The sequence below is a fragment of the Rothia sp. HMSC075F09 genome (assembly GCF_001810515.1).
Lineage (GTDB): Bacteria > Actinomycetota > Actinomycetes > Actinomycetales > Micrococcaceae > Rothia.
In genome coordinates this window covers 15,967-34,251 of record NZ_KV801771.1, presented here as the reverse complement: position 1 = coordinate 34,251, position 18,285 = coordinate 15,967, and the positions used below count along the sequence as shown (strand labels likewise).

The 18,285-nt window shown below is 61.4% G+C and carries 15 protein-coding genes; 4 read left to right on the top strand and 11 right to left on the bottom strand.

What is annotated here, in order from left to right; genetic code table 11:
• Positions 1-7: 7 nt before the first annotated feature.
• The 3 genes from folK to folP form a co-directional block, all read right to left on the bottom strand.
• Positions 8-628 carry a 2-amino-4-hydroxy-6-hydroxymethyldihydropteridine diphosphokinase gene (gene folK, locus HMPREF2749_RS00920; protein ID WP_049349892.1) on the bottom strand — a complete coding sequence of 207 codons (621 nt, stop codon included), beginning with the start codon at positions 626-628 and terminating at the stop codon, positions 8-10.
• Positions 628-1,041 carry a dihydroneopterin aldolase gene (folB, locus tag HMPREF2749_RS00915; RefSeq protein ID WP_049340452.1) on the bottom strand — a complete coding sequence of 138 codons (414 nt, stop codon included), beginning with the start codon at positions 1,039-1,041 and terminating at the stop codon, positions 628-630. Before folB ends, folK begins: the two co-directional genes overlap by 1 nt.
• A 72-nt stretch (positions 1,042-1,113) precedes the next feature.
• On the bottom strand, positions 1,114-2,073 hold the full coding sequence (folP, locus tag HMPREF2749_RS00910) for a dihydropteroate synthase (protein WP_070593056.1): 960 nt from the start codon (positions 2,071-2,073) through the stop codon (positions 1,114-1,116).
• A 229-nt stretch (positions 2,074-2,302) separates the two neighbouring features.
• On the opposite strand from folP, the gene HMPREF2749_RS00905 reads away from it, so the two are divergent.
• A complete protein-coding gene (locus HMPREF2749_RS00905; RefSeq protein ID WP_070593054.1) occupies positions 2,303-2,509 on the top strand; it encodes a hypothetical protein in 207 nt (68 codons plus the stop codon).
• A 161-nt stretch (positions 2,510-2,670) separates the two neighbouring features.
• On the opposite strand, the gene HMPREF2749_RS00900 is transcribed toward HMPREF2749_RS00905, so the two are convergent.
• The 8 genes from HMPREF2749_RS00900 to ppa form a co-directional block, all read right to left on the bottom strand.
• On the bottom strand, positions 2,671-3,636 hold the full coding sequence (locus HMPREF2749_RS00900) for an Abi family protein (RefSeq protein ID WP_070593051.1): 966 nt from the start codon (positions 3,634-3,636) through the stop codon (positions 2,671-2,673).
• A 453-nt stretch (positions 3,637-4,089) separates the two neighbouring features.
• Positions 4,090-4,674, bottom strand: coding sequence for a GTP cyclohydrolase I FolE (gene folE / locus HMPREF2749_RS00895; protein ID WP_005507626.1), 585 nt, complete (start codon positions 4,672-4,674; stop codon positions 4,090-4,092).
• On the bottom strand, positions 4,661-6,835 hold the full coding sequence (gene ftsH, locus HMPREF2749_RS00890; RefSeq protein ID WP_070593049.1) for an ATP-dependent zinc metalloprotease FtsH: 2,175 nt from the start codon (positions 6,833-6,835) through the stop codon (positions 4,661-4,663). Before ftsH ends, folE begins: the two co-directional genes overlap by 14 nt.
• Positions 6,836-7,130: 295 nt before the next feature.
• Positions 7,131-7,682 carry a hypoxanthine phosphoribosyltransferase gene (gene hpt / locus HMPREF2749_RS00885; protein ID WP_005504342.1) on the bottom strand — a complete coding sequence of 184 codons (552 nt, stop codon included), beginning with the start codon at positions 7,680-7,682 and terminating at the stop codon, positions 7,131-7,133.
• Between the two features lie 197 nt (positions 7,683-7,879).
• Entirely contained in the window at positions 7,880-9,013 is a 1,134-nt protein-coding gene (gene tilS, locus HMPREF2749_RS00880; protein WP_070593047.1) for a tRNA lysidine(34) synthetase TilS, read from the bottom strand.
• Between the two features lie 32 nt (positions 9,014-9,045).
• A complete protein-coding gene (locus HMPREF2749_RS00875; RefSeq protein ID WP_005504337.1) occupies positions 9,046-9,270 on the bottom strand; it encodes a helix-turn-helix domain-containing protein in 225 nt (74 codons plus the stop codon).
• 256 nt (positions 9,271-9,526) lie between these two features.
• Positions 9,527-10,354 carry an S-layer homology domain-containing protein gene (locus HMPREF2749_RS00870; protein ID WP_070593044.1) on the bottom strand — a complete coding sequence of 276 codons (828 nt, stop codon included), beginning with the start codon at positions 10,352-10,354 and terminating at the stop codon, positions 9,527-9,529.
• A gap of 233 nt (positions 10,355-10,587) precedes the next feature.
• Positions 10,588-11,073, bottom strand: a complete 486-nt coding sequence (gene ppa, locus HMPREF2749_RS00865) for an inorganic diphosphatase (RefSeq protein ID WP_005504328.1) — start codon at positions 11,071-11,073, stop codon at positions 10,588-10,590.
• 331 nt (positions 11,074-11,404) lie between these two features.
• On the opposite strand from ppa, the gene dacB reads away from it, so the two are divergent.
• The 3 genes from dacB to HMPREF2749_RS00850 all read left to right on the top strand — a co-directional run bounded on the left by dacB (position 11,405) and on the right by HMPREF2749_RS00850 (position 18,065).
• Positions 11,405-12,985: a D-alanyl-D-alanine carboxypeptidase/D-alanyl-D-alanine endopeptidase gene (gene dacB, locus HMPREF2749_RS00860; RefSeq protein ID WP_070593042.1), complete on the top strand. Its 1,581-nt coding sequence runs from the start codon at positions 11,405-11,407 to the stop codon at positions 12,983-12,985.
• Between the two features lie 207 nt (positions 12,986-13,192).
• Entirely contained in the window at positions 13,193-16,291 is a 3,099-nt protein-coding gene (locus HMPREF2749_RS00855; RefSeq protein WP_070593040.1) for a DEAD/DEAH box helicase, read from the top strand.
• 532 nt (positions 16,292-16,823) lie between these two features.
• A complete protein-coding gene (locus HMPREF2749_RS00850; RefSeq protein ID WP_070593038.1) occupies positions 16,824-18,065 on the top strand; it encodes an MFS transporter in 1,242 nt (413 codons plus the stop codon).
• Positions 18,066-18,285: the final 220 nt, after the last annotated feature.

Here is an 18,285-nt window from a genome sequence, read left to right as displayed (position 1 = left end):
GCCACATTTAAGGCTGATCAGGTACCTGCATCTCACGCATATAGCTGATAGCGTCTTCATCCGCCCCAAGCAGCGTGCGGGACAGCTCCGCAACGTTCACGACCTCGCGGCTCAGCGGCGCAGGAACCTCATCCGGCCGCTCCCCCGAAGGCTCCGCACGCCGGGTCACCGTCAAGTGTGCCTGCGGGTCCATCTGCGCCCACGGCACCAGCACGAAAGCACGCTCCTGCGCCCGCGGATGCGGCAAAGTCAGCACCGGATCCTCAGAGATCACGCCGTCATAGTCAATCACGTCAATATCGAGGGTGCGCGGGCCCCAACGCACCAGGCGCTCACGGTGATGCGCCGCCTCCACCGCATTACACAGCTTCAGCAGCTCGTAGGCGCCCAGGTCAGTGGCCACCTCAATGACCGCGTTCACGAAATCCGGCTGACCCACCGGGCCACCCACCGGGGCGGTACGGTACAGCCCGGAGGCGCGCACCAGCTGCACGCCGCCCGCCACCAGGTCGGCGACGGCACGCTCCAGGGTGTCTTCGCTTTCGCCCAGATTCGAGCCCAACGCCAGCACCGCGCGGTGTTTCAGGGTGTTGGGCTTCTGCGTATCGGTTGTCTGGGTGCCAGCCACTAGCGGCCGCCCTCCACGACACGCTCCGCGGCACGCTCACGGAACACGCTCACCGCAACGTTACCGAACGGCAACTCAATCGGCGCCTGCGGCTTCGATACGGTAATCTCCGCCGCCTCCACAAGCTCAAACATCGCAAGGATACCCTCGGCAATGTTCACCGCAAGGGTCTCAATCAGGTCCAGCGAACCGTTCGTCACGTGGCGGTGAATCAGGTCAACCACGAGCGCGTAGTTCGTGGTCTTCGTCAGGTCATCCGTGGCGGCTGCGGCGGAAAAATCACTGTACAGGGTCGCGTCCACGACGAAGGGCTGGCCGTCGCGCTTCTCAAAGTCGAGCACGCCGTGGTAGCCCTTGGCGGTAATGCCGGTGAGGGTGATGCGGTCGTGGCGGGCGTAATCTGCCTGGGTCATTGGGGGTCTCCTAGAGGGTATTCGGGTAATCGGAGGTTGTGGGCGGGGTTGGTGGTTCTAGCTGGCAGAGCCTTAGCTTACGGAGCGCAGCGCGGAGGCGACCGTCACCGCATCCACGCTGGCGGGCACGTCGTGCACGCGCACCGCCCACACGCCGCGCGCCGCCACCAGGGCGGTCACCGCCGCGGAGGCTGCCGCACGGTGCTCAGCCGGGCGCGGCTCCGACAGCGACTGCCACAGTTCGCGTTCCGCCTCGCCCGCATCGGTTGCGGTGAAGCCGCTCGCGTTCAGGCGCTCAGCCAGCGCCATATCCGCCGCCGTGAGGGCGTTCGCGATAAAACGCTTGCGGGAACCAGCAATGAGCAGGCGGTGGCCCAAGCCCTGTAGCTCGTCAAGGGCGGCGAGCAGCTCCCAGTCCTGCATGCCGCCCTTCGCAAAGCCCAGACCCAGGTCAAGAATCAGGTTCTGCGGCAGCACACCGGCGGCAAGGAAACGCTCACGCAGATCGGTCAGCTCCTCCACAACCTCGGTGACCACGCCGCGCGGGTACTCCGCCAGGCTGTCCATGGTCTGGGAGGTGCCGCGGGCGTGCATGAGGATGTACGGCACCTGCAGTTCAGCGGCGGTTTCAATCATTTCATTGCTCACGTTCAGACCGGACACATCGTTGATGATGTGCGCACCGGCGGCAATGGCGGCGCGAGCGGTCTGCGGGTTCATGGTGTCAACGCTGATGGTGGTGCCCATCTGCGCGACTGCCTCGATGACGGGCAGGATGCGGCGCTGCTCCTCCTCCACGCTGATGCGCACGGCACCGGGGCGGGTGGACTCACCGCCAATGTCGATAATGGAGGCGCCCTCGGCAATCATGCGGGCGGCATGGGCGATGGCGTCGGTGGCGGCGTAGTGCTGGCCGCCGTCGCTGAAGGAGTCGGGGGTGACGTTCAGGATGCCCATGATGAGGGTGCGTTCGGCGGCGAGCGCGTCGCAGGGCAGGAGGGCTACACGGGTGGTGTGTGTGGATTCAGTCATAAATTTATCGTACCGAATCTGTGGTGCTCCCATGTTTGCCGCTGTGATTGGAAGGGGGATTGAGGCGGGGGTTGGGACAGCGACGGGACGATTTTGGGGACACAACATGCAATATTTGCATTACAGATACCTATTTAAGGGTATGCTGGGAGGGCACGCATACCGTGCCTGGCGCGTTCCCGGTCGGTGGCGCGCACCCACACATACATACTCTAGGAAGTGACTCATTGTGAACTTGAAGACCGGAGCTTGGATCCTCTCCCTGGTGGCTCTTGCCGCGCTGGTGACTATTGTGCTCGCTGAAGGTGCTCCTGCCGTGCGTTGGATTGCTTTCGGCACCGCGACCGGTTGCGGTTTCATTGCCGTGGGCTTGATCGTGACTCTTGCCCTGGGTTGGGATAATCCGAGCGAGTCGAAGGGTAGCTTGCAGCGTTAGCGGCGGGCTCTTCTAGCTTCTGCGGTGCGGCATGATCGGCGCCGCCACGCCCCGCGGAAGGTACCGGCTCAGAACACATTCTCAGAGCACTTTGGCGATGCGAAAAGGGGCGGAGGTTTTCACCTCCGCCCCTTTCAGCGTGTCTATAAGCTGTGAAGATTTTAGCTCCACAAACGGGTTTCTTCCCACCCTTGCGGTATACCCATAGCCCGCGATACATCAACCCCAGGAACGGAAATATCAGGACGTTCCTTCAGAATCCGGGTTAGAGATTCCGTATCCCCGATTCCGCCCTGGTCCATCAGATATTTGAGGAGGGTGAGCATGCCGAAGGTCTTACACATCTTATGGTTCTCTTCAGCCTGCGGCACACCAAACAGGTCAACAACCTCACGGATTTCAGGACTCTCAACTCTTCCACCTCTCAACACACGTGGCAAACGAGGCTCTGGGTGCAGCTTATTGTAGAACCTACTTTGATGCGCACAAATATTGCGCATTACCCGCAGCGAATTAATCCAAGTTTCCAACTGAGGGTCAGTACACCCCAAGGCTTTCGCGATATCTCGTCGAATATTTGGCGGAGAGACCAAATACAGATTCTGTAGAGCCCCCAAATCTAGAACTTCCACCACAACCCACACGGGCAACTTCCCGCCGTATTGTTCACGGTGATGCTTCACGAATTCTTCTTCAGAAGTACGAATAAGCTGTTCGCTTTTTCTCGTGAATCTGCTCCACGCAGTGCGCCTTTTACTGCCTTGAAGGTCGCACCGGGTTTCATCCTCGTATATGAGTGGATCCACTTCCCCCAGTAAATTCCCTAGGCGGGACCGCAAATACACCTCAAACTGCGAGAAATACGAAAACGCAATGGACCGAAGATTACGGTCATATTCATACAGGGCCACGATATCTTCAAAGACAGTTCCGGGTATGAAAGTATCCGAGCGATGCACGCTTCCCGACGACCGCCGAAACGAATAATAGTAACCACTCAGACGGTAGTAACTAACACGCTCGAGGACATAAACAGCACGTTCTTGCGAACCTACGAGCATCCCCCGCTCTTGCAAGATACCAACCTGCTGTTCATATGATTTAAATGGTTTTACGCTTGAAAACATGTATTATCCATCGCTTGATATCGTTTCATCATTGTAACTCTTTAATAATATCAACATAAGGATATTAAGGGTATAACTACATGCCCTGTAAGCCATCTGCTTTGCTAAGGCAATCATTTAAAAACGATGACCGGTTCTGGACCCATGAGGGGAGGAACCGGTCGCGGTTATTTTCGTTTCAGATGAGACGAGGAACAGCCATGCTTGCACTAACAACGGTACGTAAAGAACGCGATACGTAGCGTTGTTAAAAAAGAAGACCGGTCCTGTACTCCCGAAGGAGTGGTGCCGGTACTAGTGGTACTACTCTACAGCTGATGACGCCCTCTACGCAAGGGCACTCGTCATGCGGCCCAACACATGCGACCGCACAGCGCAGGGGTATAGCGCAAGGGGGCAGGATTCCTTAGAATCCTGCCCCCTGGCGTATAGCTATATGCTCATTGCATGCGCTTAGCGCTGCGAGAAGATCAGGCTCATCGCCTCCGCACGGGTTGCGCCGTTCATCAGCGCACCGCGCACCGCGCTGGTCACGGTCTTCGCGCCCGGCTTACGCACACCGCGCATCGACATGCACATGTGCTCAGCCTCAATCACCACAATCGCGCCGCGCGGGTTCAGATGCTCCTCCAGAGCCTCCACCACCTGCGTGGTCAGACGCTCCTGCACCTGCGGGCGGCGAGCGTACAAATCCACCACGCGGGCGAGCTTGCTCAGGCCGGTAACCTTACCGTCCGGGCCCGGAATGTAACCCACATGCGCCACGCCGTGGAACGGCACCAGGTGGTGCTCACAGGTCGAGTAGAACGGAATGTCCTTCACCAGCACCATCTCAGAGTGGGCGATGTCGAAGGTCGTACCCAGAATCTCGCCGGCGTCCTGGTGCAGGCCCGAGAAGAACTCCGCGTAGGCGCGCGCCACACGTGCAGGGGTCTGCTGCAGACCGTCACGGTCCGGGTCCTCACCAATCGCGAGCAGAATCTCACGGACGGCAGCCTCAATACGCGGCTGGTCGACGGCGTTCTTAGCCTCGCTCATTCTCTGCTCCATTCTGGTTCGGGTTGCCGTTCTCCGGGCGCTGCGCCGGAGGGGCGGGGTAGTTCGGGTACTGCTGGGTGGGCATTGCGACGGTCGGATCGGCGTCCGGGTCGCTGAGGGGTGCCTGAGGCGGTAGAGGCTGCGTAGGTGCTACCGGAACAGTCGGCGCCTCGGCAGGTGCTTCCTCAGCCTTCTGTGCCTCCTGAGCCAGCTCGCTCGGTGCCTTCACCGGCGGGATGTCGGTACGCTCGCGGGTCGGCTTGGAGTACCAGTGCTCACGCTCGGGGCGCTTACGAACGTCCTTGAAGATTTCGGCAATCTCGTTCTCGAGCAGGGTTTCCTTCTCGAGCAGGGCGTACGCCAGGCGGTCCAGAATATCGCGGTTTTCCAGCAGAATCTGGAACGCCTCGTCGTGTGCCTGCTCCAGCAGGGCACGAATCTCAGCGTCAACCTTTGCCGCGGTCGCGTCGGAGTAGTTGCGTGCCGAAGCGCCGCCACCACCGAGGAACGGTTCGGTGTCTTCGCCGCCGAGCTTCACGGAACCAATCACGGCGCTCATGCCGTAGTCGGTGACCATCTTGCGGGCGGTGTCGGTTGCCTTCTGAATATCGTTAGAGGCACCGGTCGAGGGATCGTGGAAGACGATTTCCTCAGCCGCACGGCCACCCATCGCGTACGCCATCTGGTCGAGCAGTTCGTGGCGGGTCGTGGAGTACTTGTCGTCCTGCGGCATGACCATGGTGTAACCCAGGGCGCGGCCGCGCGGAAGAATCGTAATCTTGGTGACCGGCGCGGAGTTACGCAGTGCCGCCGCGACCAGGGCGTGACCGCCCTCGTGGTATGCGGTGACCTTACGCTCGTGCTCGTTCATGATGCGCGAGGAACGCTGCGGACCAGCCATGACGCGGTCAATCGCCTCGTCGATAGCGCGGTCGTCAATCACGTTGCCGTTATCGCGGGCGGTCAGCAGAGCCGCCTCATTCATGACGTTCGCCAGGTCAGCACCGGTGAAGCCGGGGGTGCGCTTAGCGACCTGAGCCAGGTCAACGGTGTTAGCGATTGGCTTGCCTGCGGCGTGCACGCGCAGGATGTGTTCGCGGCCCTGCATGTCGGGGGCGTCCACACCAATCTGACGGTCAAAACGGCCGGGACGCAGCAGTGCCGGGTCCAGAACGTCGGGTCGGTTCGTTGCCGCAATGACGATGACGTTCGAGTTGCCGTCGAAGCCGTCCATCTCAACCAGCAACTGGTTCAGGGTCTGCTCACGCTCATCATTACCGCCGCCCATGCCGACGCCGCGGCGGCGGCCAACAGCGTCAATCTCGTCGACGAAGACGATGGCGGCGGGGTCGCTCTTCGCTTCCTTGAACAGGTCGCGCACGCGGGACGCACCCACACCCACGAACATTTCAACGAAGTCAGAGCCAGAAATCGAGTAGAACGGCACGCCAGCCTCGCCCGCCACAGCCTTGGCGAGCAGGGTCTTACCGGTGCCGGGAGGGCCGTACAGCAGAACACCCTTGGGGATCTTTGCACCCAGGCGGGTGAACTTTTCGGGTTCAGCCAGGAACTCGCGGACTTCTTCCAGTTCGGCGAGCGCCTCGTCCACGCCGGCGACGTCGCTGAAGCGAACCTCCGGCTTGTCCTTGGTGAACTTCTTCGCGCGGGACTTGGAGAAGCTCATGACGGAGGAGCCGCCTCCGACTCGTCCCATCAGGAACCAGAAGAGCACACCAAAGAGCAGAATCGGCAGCAGCAGGGACACCAGGGAGCCCAGGAAGCTGTGCTCAACCGGCTGGTCCGTGTAGCTTTCCAGCTCGGCGGATTCCATTGCCTTAGCAACTTCGTCGCCGCGGGGCTGCACGTAGTAGAAGCGCACCGACTTACCGTAGTTGTCGTTGCCCTTCTTGTAGTCGTCCTTAAGCTGCAGCTCGACGCGCTGGTCGCCGTCGTAAATCTTTGCGCTCTTGACCTGGTGGTCGTTGAGCAGCTGAAGACCGACGTTGGTGTCCACCTGACGCGAGGGCTGAGTGAAGAAGGAGGCCATGAGGAAACCCAGCATGACTACGATAGCTGCGCCCGGGAAGAACCAGGAGCTATGAATCAGCTTCTTCAGGAAGGCCTCCGAGCCTTTCTGCGGAGTATTGGGGTTTTGCGCCAATGCTTTGTCCTTACGTTGCGGCTGTAACCCGTTGGGGTGCGGCATGCCTGCCGGAACACCCAACGGTGCAACCTTAAATGTACCCTACCCCGGCGGGCGGCTAGGTACCGGGCTTCTCTATTTCACCTGCGGGCTAAAGGGTTGTAGCACTCGGCGGGGGTGAAAGTGCATCTTCTGCGGCGGGTACATCCGCCCCCGAGTACATTCGCCGCCGGGTACAGCAACGCCCCGCTCCCCCACAAGCGTGAGGAGGCGGGGCGTCACCACCTTACAGCATGGTTGCTGAGGTGAAGGCTTAGGAGTAAACGTGCGGGTGCAGGGTTGCGACGCAGTCCAGGTTGCGGTACTTCTCAGCGAAGTCCAGGCCGTAACCAACAACGAACTCGGGCTCGATGTCCCAGCCGACGTACTTGACCTCAACGTCAGCCTTGACGACCTTGGGCTTGCGCAGCAGGGTGCAAATCTCAACGGAAGCTGCGCCGCGAGAAATCAGGTTCTGCTGCAGCCATGCCAGGGTCAAGCCGGAGTCAATGATGTCTTCAACGATCAGGACGTTGCGGCCCACCAGGTCGGTGTCCAGGTCCTTGAGGATACGCACAACGCCGGAGGACTTGGTGCCGGAACCGTAAGAAGAAACAGCCATCCAATCCATGGTGTAGTGGCCCTTGAGAGCGCGGGAAAGGTCAGCCATGATCATGATGGCGCCCTTGAGAACACCCACCAACAGCACGTCCTTACCGGCGTAGTCTTCGTCGATGCGCGCCGCCAGTTCGGCGACCTTCGCGTTAATCTCTTCCTTGCTGAAGAGAACGTTCTTGATATCGTCCTGCACGTCGATAGCCTGCACGATGTATTCCTTCGTATTCTTTTAGACGCTCTGCGCCTCCGCCGGGGGCCCCGGGTGCGGGGGTTTCATGCCTTCCCACAGCGGACAATGTGGATGGTGTTCGCCTTAAGTATGGCTTAAAACGGCGCCGCGGCGCACCTCACCACGCAGATAGTGTGTGCTGAGGATGCTCCGCGGGCATCTAGCTGGGCACCTAGTTAGGGTCGAGTTGGCACTAATACGAGCACGTCCAGGCGTTCACCGGTTGCCGGATGCACAATTTTGCGGCGGCGGTACGCGCTCACGTGACCGGGCATCTGAACGGGCCCAGCTACCGCGTATTCGGCGGTGAAAGAGTCCAGCGCCTGCAGTCGCTCGAAGCCGGGGTTCTCTCCCCCGGCGGTCTTGCAGGCGGTCGCAAGCACACGCAATCGAAGCGCCGGGTGTAGCGCCGCCACCTGCGCACGGTCCAGTAGCACGGCGTCCTCACGTTCGATGCCACGCACGGTGGTTCCGGCGGGTAGGAGCGCCTGCTCGTAGACTACCTGTGCCTGCTCGTCGAGGTATTCGGCATCGGGGCCGGCCACCGCGGCGGTGCGCGCCAGGGAGCGGGCGACGTCCCCGCCGAGGTGCTCCTCCAGGTAGGGCAGCACACTGTGGCGGATACGGGCACGCATGAGGGTTTCGTCGGTGTTGGTCGGGTCGATCCAGGGGGTGAGGGTTTCGGCATCGCAGATGTCGAGCATGTCGGTGCGGCGCAGACCGAGGAAGGGACGCAGGTAGGTGACGCCCCTTTCGACGCGTACGGGCGGCATACCGGCAAGGGAGCGTGTGCCGGAGCCGCGGCTTAGGCCGAGTAGCACGGTTTCTGCCTGGTCGTCGAGGGTGTGGCCGAGTAGTACGGCGCGGGCGCCGGTGGCTTCGACGGCTTTCGTGAAGGCGGTGTAGCGGGCGGTGCGCGCCGCCATTTCGGGGCCCATGTTCCCGACGGGAACCTGCACTTTTTCGGTGATGACGGGGTGAAGCCCCAGGTCGGTGAGGGTCTGCGCGGTCTGCGCGGCGACTGCGGCGGAGTCTTCTTGCAGGCCGTGGTCGACGATGATGGCGCCTACGCGCACGTCGCCGCGGCGGGCGAAGTGCGCGGCAATTGCCGCCAGGGCGAGGGAGTCGGGGCCGCCGCTGCAGGCGACCAGGAGCAGGGGTAGATCGGCGGGGTCCGCGGTGGAGGCGGTGCGGGAGCGTCCGGTGGCTTTGATGCTTCCGGCACCGAGGAGCTTTTCGAGGGAGGCGGCGAGGTGGCGGCGGGCAGTGCCGACGGCGGGGTGCAGGCGTCCTGCGCGTCCATTCTGCATGGTGGTTCCTTTATATAGGCGTGCGGGAGGGGTTAGGTGAGAGGGTTAGTAATGGCCAGCTCAATGCCGAGCTCTTGGGCGACCTTGAGGACCGCACCAATTGACGGGCCGGGTAGCCCACGCTCAATATCGCGGATCGTTTTATCGCTGAGCCCAACCATCCATGCCAACTCCATTTGGGTGATTTTTTCGTACTTGCGGACGGCGCGAACCTGGGCACCAAATTCCTGTGCGAACCCCGTTGCGTCGAATGCCATGGGGGTTTCCTCCTCACCGCTACAGAACCTCACGTTATACGAACTATTCTTCGTAATATGCCCATAATAGCACCTCGAGAAGCTCTCTGAGGCTATTTTCCGAAGAATAGTTCGGTTACGCACCCTTCCACGGAACCTCCGAACACAATCAAGGAGCACAACAAAAGGGGGCGTGCCCACCGCCTCCAGCACGCACGAAAACTCGCACGAACCAGACACGGGGAACACGCCCAGCAAGCCCTCCGCTCACCTGCCGCTAGGACAGCGACTGCAGACGAGCCACAATGGGCGCCAACTCCTCGTGGTAATCAAGAACCATGAGAGGGGTGAAAATAGTGCGGTACGAAGCGTAATAGAAATCCGGTGTTTTATTGAAATCCCACGGCGTGTACCCGTTAGTGAAGAAGTTAGTGTCATACGCCCGAATATCTCCCCCCTTCGCCAGCGCATGCTGGTACACCCAGCTCATTGCTCGATGCAACTCACTCCCTTCCTTAATGGGAGCAGCACCCTTCTCAGCACGCACAGCATTCGCCGCATCCAGGGATTCCAGAGTCACCTTGGGGCTACCCGCAGCACGATAAAGGAAGGTAAAGTAGGCGCCACGGCTCGCCGGAGTGTCATAGTGGAAGGAGCCGTCAGACCAACCAGCGCTCAAACCCACGCGGGTCGCCCAGATAGCAACCTTATAACGAGCATCGCCCGGAGTCAGGTCGGTGTACGGGGACTTCTCCGGCAGGTTCTTCACCTCGGGTGAACCCGCCAGATGGTACAGGTACTCCAGCAAGCGGCCACGCGAGATAGTCATGACCCCGTTCGGCAACTTATCTTCATCGGTTGTAGCCAGCCCAACAACCTGATTCTTCGTAATCAGGCCAGTGCACTCTGCCCACTTCAAACTGCTTATAGCGTTCTTGCCGTAATAGAAGTACATATCAAAACAATTAATATCAAATTCCAGCTCTTCAACAGGCTGTGCAGATTTCGGATGAATGTATGCCGCCTGGGCTACACCCTGGCCCATATACCCCATAGCCAGTGCCAACAGTGCCGCCGCGCCGCGGGTCGAAAGGTTTTTCTTCATTTTCTATCCTCGGTGAAAGGTGTGAGAGTAGAAGAAGAGTGAATCCCTTTGACCATACCCGGAATCTGCACCTCGCGCAATCAACTACGCCCGGCGTGCAGGCAGATGCGGCGAAAGACACAACAAAAAGGGGGCGTGCCCACCGCCTCCAGCACGCACGAAAACTCGCACAAACCAGACACGGGGAACACGCCCCCCTGATAAAAACCGGGTGCACCTAACGGTGCGGCAGCTTAGTGACCCTCAGCTGCGAAACGGTCGATAGCCTCCTGGACCATCTTCTCAGCAGCAGCCAGGTCTTCCCAGCCCTCGCCCTTAACCCACTTGCCGGGCTCCAGGTCCTTGTAACGCTCGAAGAAGTGCTGAATCTCAGCCTTCAGCTGCTCCGGAACATCAGCCAGGGACTTGATGTGGTCGTAGCGCTTGTCGGTGGGAACGCACAGAACCTTAGCGTCGCCGCCAGCCTCGTCGGTCATGTTGAACACTGCGACCGGGCGGGACTCAACCAGCACGCCGGGAACAACGTCAACGTCCAGGATCAGCATTGCGTCCAGCGGGTCGCCGTCCTCACCGAGGGTGTTCTCGAAGTAGCCGTAAGCGGTGGGGTACTGCATGGAGGTGAACAGCACACGGTCCAGGCGCAGGCGGCCGGTCTCGTGGTCCACTTCGTACTTCACGCGGGAGCCGCGGGGAATTTCAATAGTGACGTCGAGTTCCATCGGAACCTTCTTTCTCGTGAGTTAGAGTCACTTTCGCGGCGACTTCGGCGCGCAAGGTGCGAAAGTTAGGTGTTGAACTCACCCATTGTAACCCGTTCACGCACACCGAAACCGCGTATTTGGCGCCAAAACCAGCGTAATTTACCACGCTCACACCACAGTTAACATTCCGCCTAGTCCCGCGCCCGCCAGCACACCCCGCCGCCGCACCCCGCCACCATGCCGGACAGGTCAGATAGGGGTTATAAGGGGCAGCAGGAGCACGGCATGAGCATCCCAGCACCGGCGCGTAAATTCGATAGGCACCCCATCCGCCCGCTATGCTCAAAAGATGCCTTCCAACAAGCACAACACCCAGACCACCACCCTCACCCGCCGCGCCGCCCTCACCCTCGGTGGCATGTTCCTCCTCACCGCCTGCGGATCCGCCGCAACCGAACAGAAACGCCCCGAAGGTTCCGCAAGCCCCACCGGCAGCGCAACCGGCAGCCCCACCGGCACCGCCGAGGCGACCGCCTCCGCAACCCCGAGCGCCACCCCGACCCTCGCACCCGCACTGACCGAAGCGGAACAGGAGCAACTACGTGCCGCCCTTACCGCGCTCTTCGCAGACGGCACCTACCCGCAGTACAGCCTGCTCGTCACCGGCATGGACGGCAACCTGCCCAGCATCAAGGCGGCCACCGCACCCGCCGACCTCTACGCCGCCAACGCCGACACCGCACGCGTACCCGCCTCCACTTTTAAGGTGCTGACCCTGTTCGCACTCAACCACTACGCGAACCTGCAGGCGCGCCTGCGCACACGCGTCACCCGCGACTCCGCCGGACTGTACCTCATGGCAGGCGGCGACACCCTGCTCGGTGCGGGCGCCTCCAACCCGAAGCAGATCGTGGGGCGCGCAGGCCTGACCACCCTCGCCGAGCTAACCGTGAAGGCACTGAACGAGGGCGAAAAGCCCACCGCGGCGCTACCCGTCTACCTGGACGGCACCTTCTTCACCGGCCCCAGCGTGAACCCCGGCTGGGAAGACGCCGACGTGGCGTCCGGCCAGATCACGCCCATCCACCCGATTGCGCTCGAATCGCACACGGTGCCGGGCAAGTCGACCGCAAGCAACCCGGTACGCCCGGATGATGCGGCGGTTGCCGCCCAGCAGGCGTTCGTGGATGCACTCAACACCGCCGGCAAGGAGTCCGGCCTGAGCTTCACCCTGGCTGAGCGCCGCACCGCCCCCGCGGAAGCGGTCGAAATCGCCGCGGTCGAATCGGCAACCCTGCTTGAGCAGGCGCAGCACATGATGCTCGAATCCGATAACGCCCTGGCTGAGGTTCTCGGTCGTTGCGCCGCCATTGCCGCCGGTAAGGAAGGCAGCGGCGAAGCGGCACAGCAGACCGTGCGCCAGGCGCTCGTGGACGCCGGCGTGAACATTGAACACCTGGTGCAGGCGGACGTATGCGGCATGTCCCTAACGGACCGCGTGACCGCCCGAACCCTCGTGCAGGTTGTGGCTCTGCTGAATGCTGACGAGCATGCGGAGCAGCTGATGAGCACGTTCCCGGTCGCGGGCGTGAGCGGCACCCTGACCGGTCGTTTTGGTGCGGCAAACGCCGTGCACGCGCGCACCTTTGTGCAGGCGAAGACCGGCACCTTGTACACGGTGTCTTCGCTGTGCGGTGTGGCGACCCGACCCGACGGCACCCGCCTGATTTTCGCGATTATTCTGAACGATCTGGGCGGTGCGGATGCGCTGCCCGCCGCGAAGGAACGCGTGGACGCGGCGGCGGCGGCGATTGCGAACCGTTCGACTGCGCCGAGTGCTTCTGCCAGCCCCTCTGCGGTAGCGGCGAGCGCTTCGGCGGCGCCCGCGGCGGCAGTTTCTACCGCGGCCGCGGCGAGTGCAGTCTCCTAGTGTGTTCACCCGGATAGCCCCGAAATCCCCCCTAAATCATCCCACTTAGGTTGATTTTCTGTAATGTTTCACGTGAAACCTGAAAATCAACCTCTCGGGGTGAGAGGGGCACGGGGTGCCGACAGACTCCTCAACCGGGACTCGCGCCCGCTCACCCGGCAGGGTTTCACGCCCGCTTTGTTTCTCTCCTCCAGCAGAAAAGTCACCATGGACCTTACCTTCACCCTCGCTGATCTGACCGCTACCTCCGCCTGCGAGCTGCGGCTCTACACCGAGCTTCGGGAGCGTGCGCAGAAGCAGTCTGCCCACCCGACCCACGAGAAGTTGGAGCGCGCCCGCGAAGCGTACCGCGAGTGCCTGCGGGCGCTAACCGCCGGTGGAATGGTCGGCTGTGGAGTAGGCAGCAGTGAGCACGCGGGCGGCACAGCGCGCCCGGTGCCGCTGGTGGCGACCTCCGCGGCGGGGCTGACCTACACGGTGGAGCTCGACCGTCTGGAGTACTCGCCTGAGAACAGCACCTCCGAGAGCAATACCGCCCGAATCGCCTGCACCCCGCACCTGGGTGAGGCGGCACATCGGGCACTATTGCGAGGTGCCCTGGCGGCGCACCTGCTGACCGCTAGTGCAACCGAGAGTGCCGAGAATGCCGCGCGCCTCGACCTTCATCTGGGGCACGGCGCGGATGAGTACGGCGCAGAACCTGATTCGGAGCCCACTGAGCATTCCTCCCCCGTTCCTCAACCTCACCGGGTTGATTCGGCGCGTATTCTGCCGCTAATTCGCCTGCAAGAGCAACGTCTCCTGCTGCTCACCCAGGCGCTGAACGAGGGTGTAGAACCGGCGGAACTTGCCGAGCGCATCCCCTATTTTCTGACCTGCGACGAGTGCCCGGCGTGCCTGAACGCGGCGGCTTCTCTTGCCCTCGCGACCGATGCCCCGGAGCTCGTCACCGAAGACACTGCCGAAGATACCGCCGAGAATCCCGAAACTGAGGAGCACCCGGTCATGTACCGGGTGCCCGCCGCCGTCGAGAACGACAGCGAACAGTACCGCCTGCAGTGCCTGCTGGATGCCCAGCTCGCCTCCCTGGAGGAGCACGCGGCGGAGCACGGCTGGGGTGCCGGTGAGCTTGAGGCGGCGATGCTGTTGTCCATGACGAATTATCACCGCCGCGAGCGTGCCCCGTTCTGGCGTGAGCACATTCGCCGCCTGGAGGACGGCCCGACGGCGTGGGTGGCGAGCCGCGATTACGCGTACCTTAATCGGGTGCAGGTGCTTTCGGTGGAGCATGCGCATGCTCTTCTGAATACCCCCGCAGACCTGGAGGCGCTAGCCGCCGCCATGAAGGAGCCCACCGAGGTTGAAGACGCCCCCGGCTGGTATCGTGTGCGCGGCGCGCAGGTGCGCCTGTTGCGTGCGCGAATTGAGGCTGACCCGAGCCTGGTGATTGCGCCCTCTGACCGTGCGGTGTTTTGTGCGTATGAGGCGGGTTTGAGCCCGCAGATTGCGCTGGACCGTATGGAGTCGCAGGTGAATTATTTCCGTGCGTCGAATCCGGGTGAGCGTGTGCCTGCCGAGTTGGCGGCGACGGGTTTCTTTGGCATGCGTGTGCTGGCGGTGGCGCAGGGCGGTTTCCGTGCCGGTTCCGCGGATTCTGTGGACCCCGAAGAGGCTGCCCCAGAGTCCGGCAAGTCGACCGGCGAGTCGGCTGGCGAGTTCTTGGAGGTGCTTCTGCAGGAGCGCATCCGCGTGAAGGATGAGCCGCACGGTGCCCTGCCTTCGGGTATTGGTCCTGGCGATCCGGTGTCTACGGCGACGATTGAGGCGGCTCTGCAGGCTGATGTGCACGGGCTGCTGTTCAACGGCACCCTCATGCCGAGCGACCCCGTGCTTAATGGCCCCGTGCCCGGCGAGGATTCCAAGCCCTCCAATACCCCCTCCTCCCCCAGCACCCTGCCGAGCGTGCTCGATGCGGCGGCTTCGCTGACGGGGGTGGAGAGTGCCTCCACGGATTTGTTGTTCCGCCGCGCGCCGCGCCTGAAGAAGGGCGCCTCGAACGCCAAGAATGCAGAAAATCTACCCCTTGAGGTTGATTTTTCCGCCTCTGACCTGCCCACGGTGGATGCCGTGCACGCGGCGGTTCGCGCTCTCGACCATTCCTATGTGGCGGTTCAGGGCCCTCCGGGTGCGGGTAAGACCTTCCTCGCCTCGCATGTGATTGCGCGTCTGGTGGCTGAGGGTGCGAAGGTGGGCGTGGTGGCTCAGTCGCATGCGGTGATTGAGAATCTCATGTTGGCGTGCTGTGCCCGTGATGGTTTTGATGTTTCGCGTGCGGTGCGTCTGCGCGGTAAGTCGGTGACTCCGGACGCCCCGTGGTCTGAGGTGTCTGATTCTGAGCTGGTGGAGCTGATTTCTGGTGCGGGCGGCCTGCTGTTTGGCGGTACGGTGTGGGATTACGTGAGTGAGCGTCGCGTGCCTGCCGGGTCGCTAGATGTTCTGGTGGTTGATGAGGCGGGCCAGTTCTCGCTCACGAATACGGTGGCGGCGGCTCGTGCGGCTCGTTCGGTGCTGCTGTTGGGCGATCCGCAGCAGTTGCCGCAGGTGTCGACGGGTGTGCACCCGTACCCGGTGGATGTTTCGGCGCTGGGTTGGTTGTCTGATGGTGCGGCGGCGTTGGATCCTCGTTTTGGCTATTTCTTGGGTGAGTCGTGGCGCATGGATTCGGCGTTGTGCGAGCGGGTTTCGTGGCTGTCGTATGATGGCGCGTTGGCGAGCGCGGCGGCGACCGCCGGTCGTGCCCTGCAGGGCGTTGAGCCGGGTCTGGTGTCGTATCCGGTGGAGCATGTGGGCTGTTCGGTGCGTTCTGTGCAGGAGGCGCAGGCGGTGGTGGATTGCGTGCGCGAGTTGTTGGGCAGTGAGTGGGTTCCGGCGGCTGGTGCTGAGCCGCGCCCGTTGGCGGCGGAGGATTGCATTGTGGTGGCGGCGTATAACGCGCAGGTTGATTGTGTGCGTGAGGCGCTGATTGCTGCTGGTTTGGCGGATTCTTCAGGTGCTGGCGTGCGTGTGGGTACGGTGGATAAGTTCCAGGGTCAGGAGGCTGCGGTGGTGTTGGTGTCGTTGGCATCGTCGCGGGTTGATTCTGGGCGCGGTGCCGGGTTTGTGCTGTCGCCGAATCGTTTGAATGTGGCGGTGTCGCGCGGTCAGTGGCAGGCGGTGTTGGTGCATTCGCCGTGGGTGGCGCGTTCGGTGCCGCAGGATGTTGAGGAGGTGCTGGCTCTGTCGGGCTTCGCGGGCCTGGTGGAGTAGCACCCCTAGTGCGGCCCTTATTCTGCGCTCTTCTACACTCCCCCACCCGCTGCGTTGCGGGGCTGACTGTAACAGGGTCTGGCGGTGTGGATTGGCGGAGCCTGGTTGCGGGCGTCTTTGGTGTGCCCGGAATCGGGTCAGCCGGGTTTAGTCAGGGCTCAGCCGGGCGGAAGCACCAAGAATGAATTATAGTCAAACTAACCCTAATGTCAATACTCAAAATGAGGAAAGTTTTTCAACCAGCGTTCATGTATATGATTAACATCTCTTATAGAATCTAAAGTATCGCGCGACACACTTCTTGTGCGGGGGTGGCTCCCGATGAGCCGCCCAGTGCACCCTCAACCACCCCGTGATGACCGGCGGGCCCGTCATGACCGGCGGGCACAGGCGAAAACAAGCGAATACAGGCAGGCACAGCCGGCTGTCGGGGTATTCACTCATACGATTGCGCGCTACGAATTGCGCACAATGAACTACGCACGACGGACTGCACGCCGCGCGACACCCAACCCCATCGTGGAGGTCCCCCATGAGTGTCAACACCGAGCTACTCAAGAATAGAGATTTTCGAAATACTCTCTTTGCCATTGGAGCCAACCAGCTCTCAGACTCGATGAGCTATATCACCACGCCCATCATTATTTTGGCGCTGACCGGCTCCCCCGAAGCTGCGAGTATCACCCTCTTCGTCGCGGGTGTTCTCGCCACCTGCGCCGGAGCAATATCTGGAACGTGGGTCGACAGAATCGGCCCCTCAAAGTGCCTGGCACTGTCCTGTATCGGCCAGTCACTGTCCTGGATAGCGATTCTTCTCTACCTCGTTTTCAACGTCACCAATATTTACGTTTTGGTGATCACGATTTCTCTCGCCGCTATCATTTCCACCTTTGACTACCCGAGTGAACAGTCCATCATCACCCGTGTAGTCCCCAAGGAACACCTGGGGTACGCCTCCGGTATGGGCGAGACGCGCGAGTCCACCGCTAACCTGCTGGGCGGCCCGGTCGCCGGCATCATTATCGGCTTCTCGACCGTGCTCATGACCGCAGTTCACGCGGTCGTCAACCTGCTGGCATTCATCGTCGCGCCCAAGAGCTACGGCGCTAGTCGGCAGCCCGCAGAAGAGGAGGAAGGCGAGAAAACCAGCTTCTGGCAGGACTCAAAAGCCGGTTTCGAGTACATCCTGAAGAACAAAGTACTGGTGTCCATTGCGTTCGTTTCAACGCTTGCAAACTTTGGAACGGTCGGCATTCCGCTCACCTTCATCTACTACTACACCCTGGAGGGCGCACACCCGCTCTTCATCGGCATCTTTGCGAGCGCCTTCGGCGTGGGCGTGTTGCTCGGTTCGTTCCTGGTCGGCCCGCTGACCGAGAAGTTTGCGCTCGGCCCGTTGGGTATCACCTCCCTGGCCATCATGTCGGCCTGCTACCTGTTGCTGCCGGTGGTTCATTCGATGCTGTGGGCGGTGTGCCTGCTGATTGTGCTGGCGGGTATTGTACTCCCCTCCTTCAATTCGAGCATCATTGCGTACATTAACGCATCCACCCCGGAGCACATGATCGGTCGCGTGCACTCGGTGCAGGGCATCCCGAACATGGCGCTGACCCCGCTGGCTGTTCTGCTGGCTGGCTTCCTCATTGTTGATTGGGGTATTACGTACACGGCACTGTTCTACGCGGTGTTCATTTTCCTGTCGCTGGTGGTGATGGTATTCCAGAAGCCGCTGCGTCAGCTGCCGCATATCTCGCAGGTAACGAACGCACAGTAGTTCCGCGGTAGCCCCGTCTATCAACTCCACTCAACGCCCCCGAAAGCGAATAATTCAACGTGCACTTGCATGAAAATTATTTTCCTTTCGGGGGTGTTCTACGTCCTTTCGAGGATTTCTGCACACAGTGCATGCTCACGATAATTCCCCTTATCAATGCGTATTTTTAGGGGTTTAAATGTTGCCGGTATTACGGCGAACCTTACGCCGCTTGTTGAAG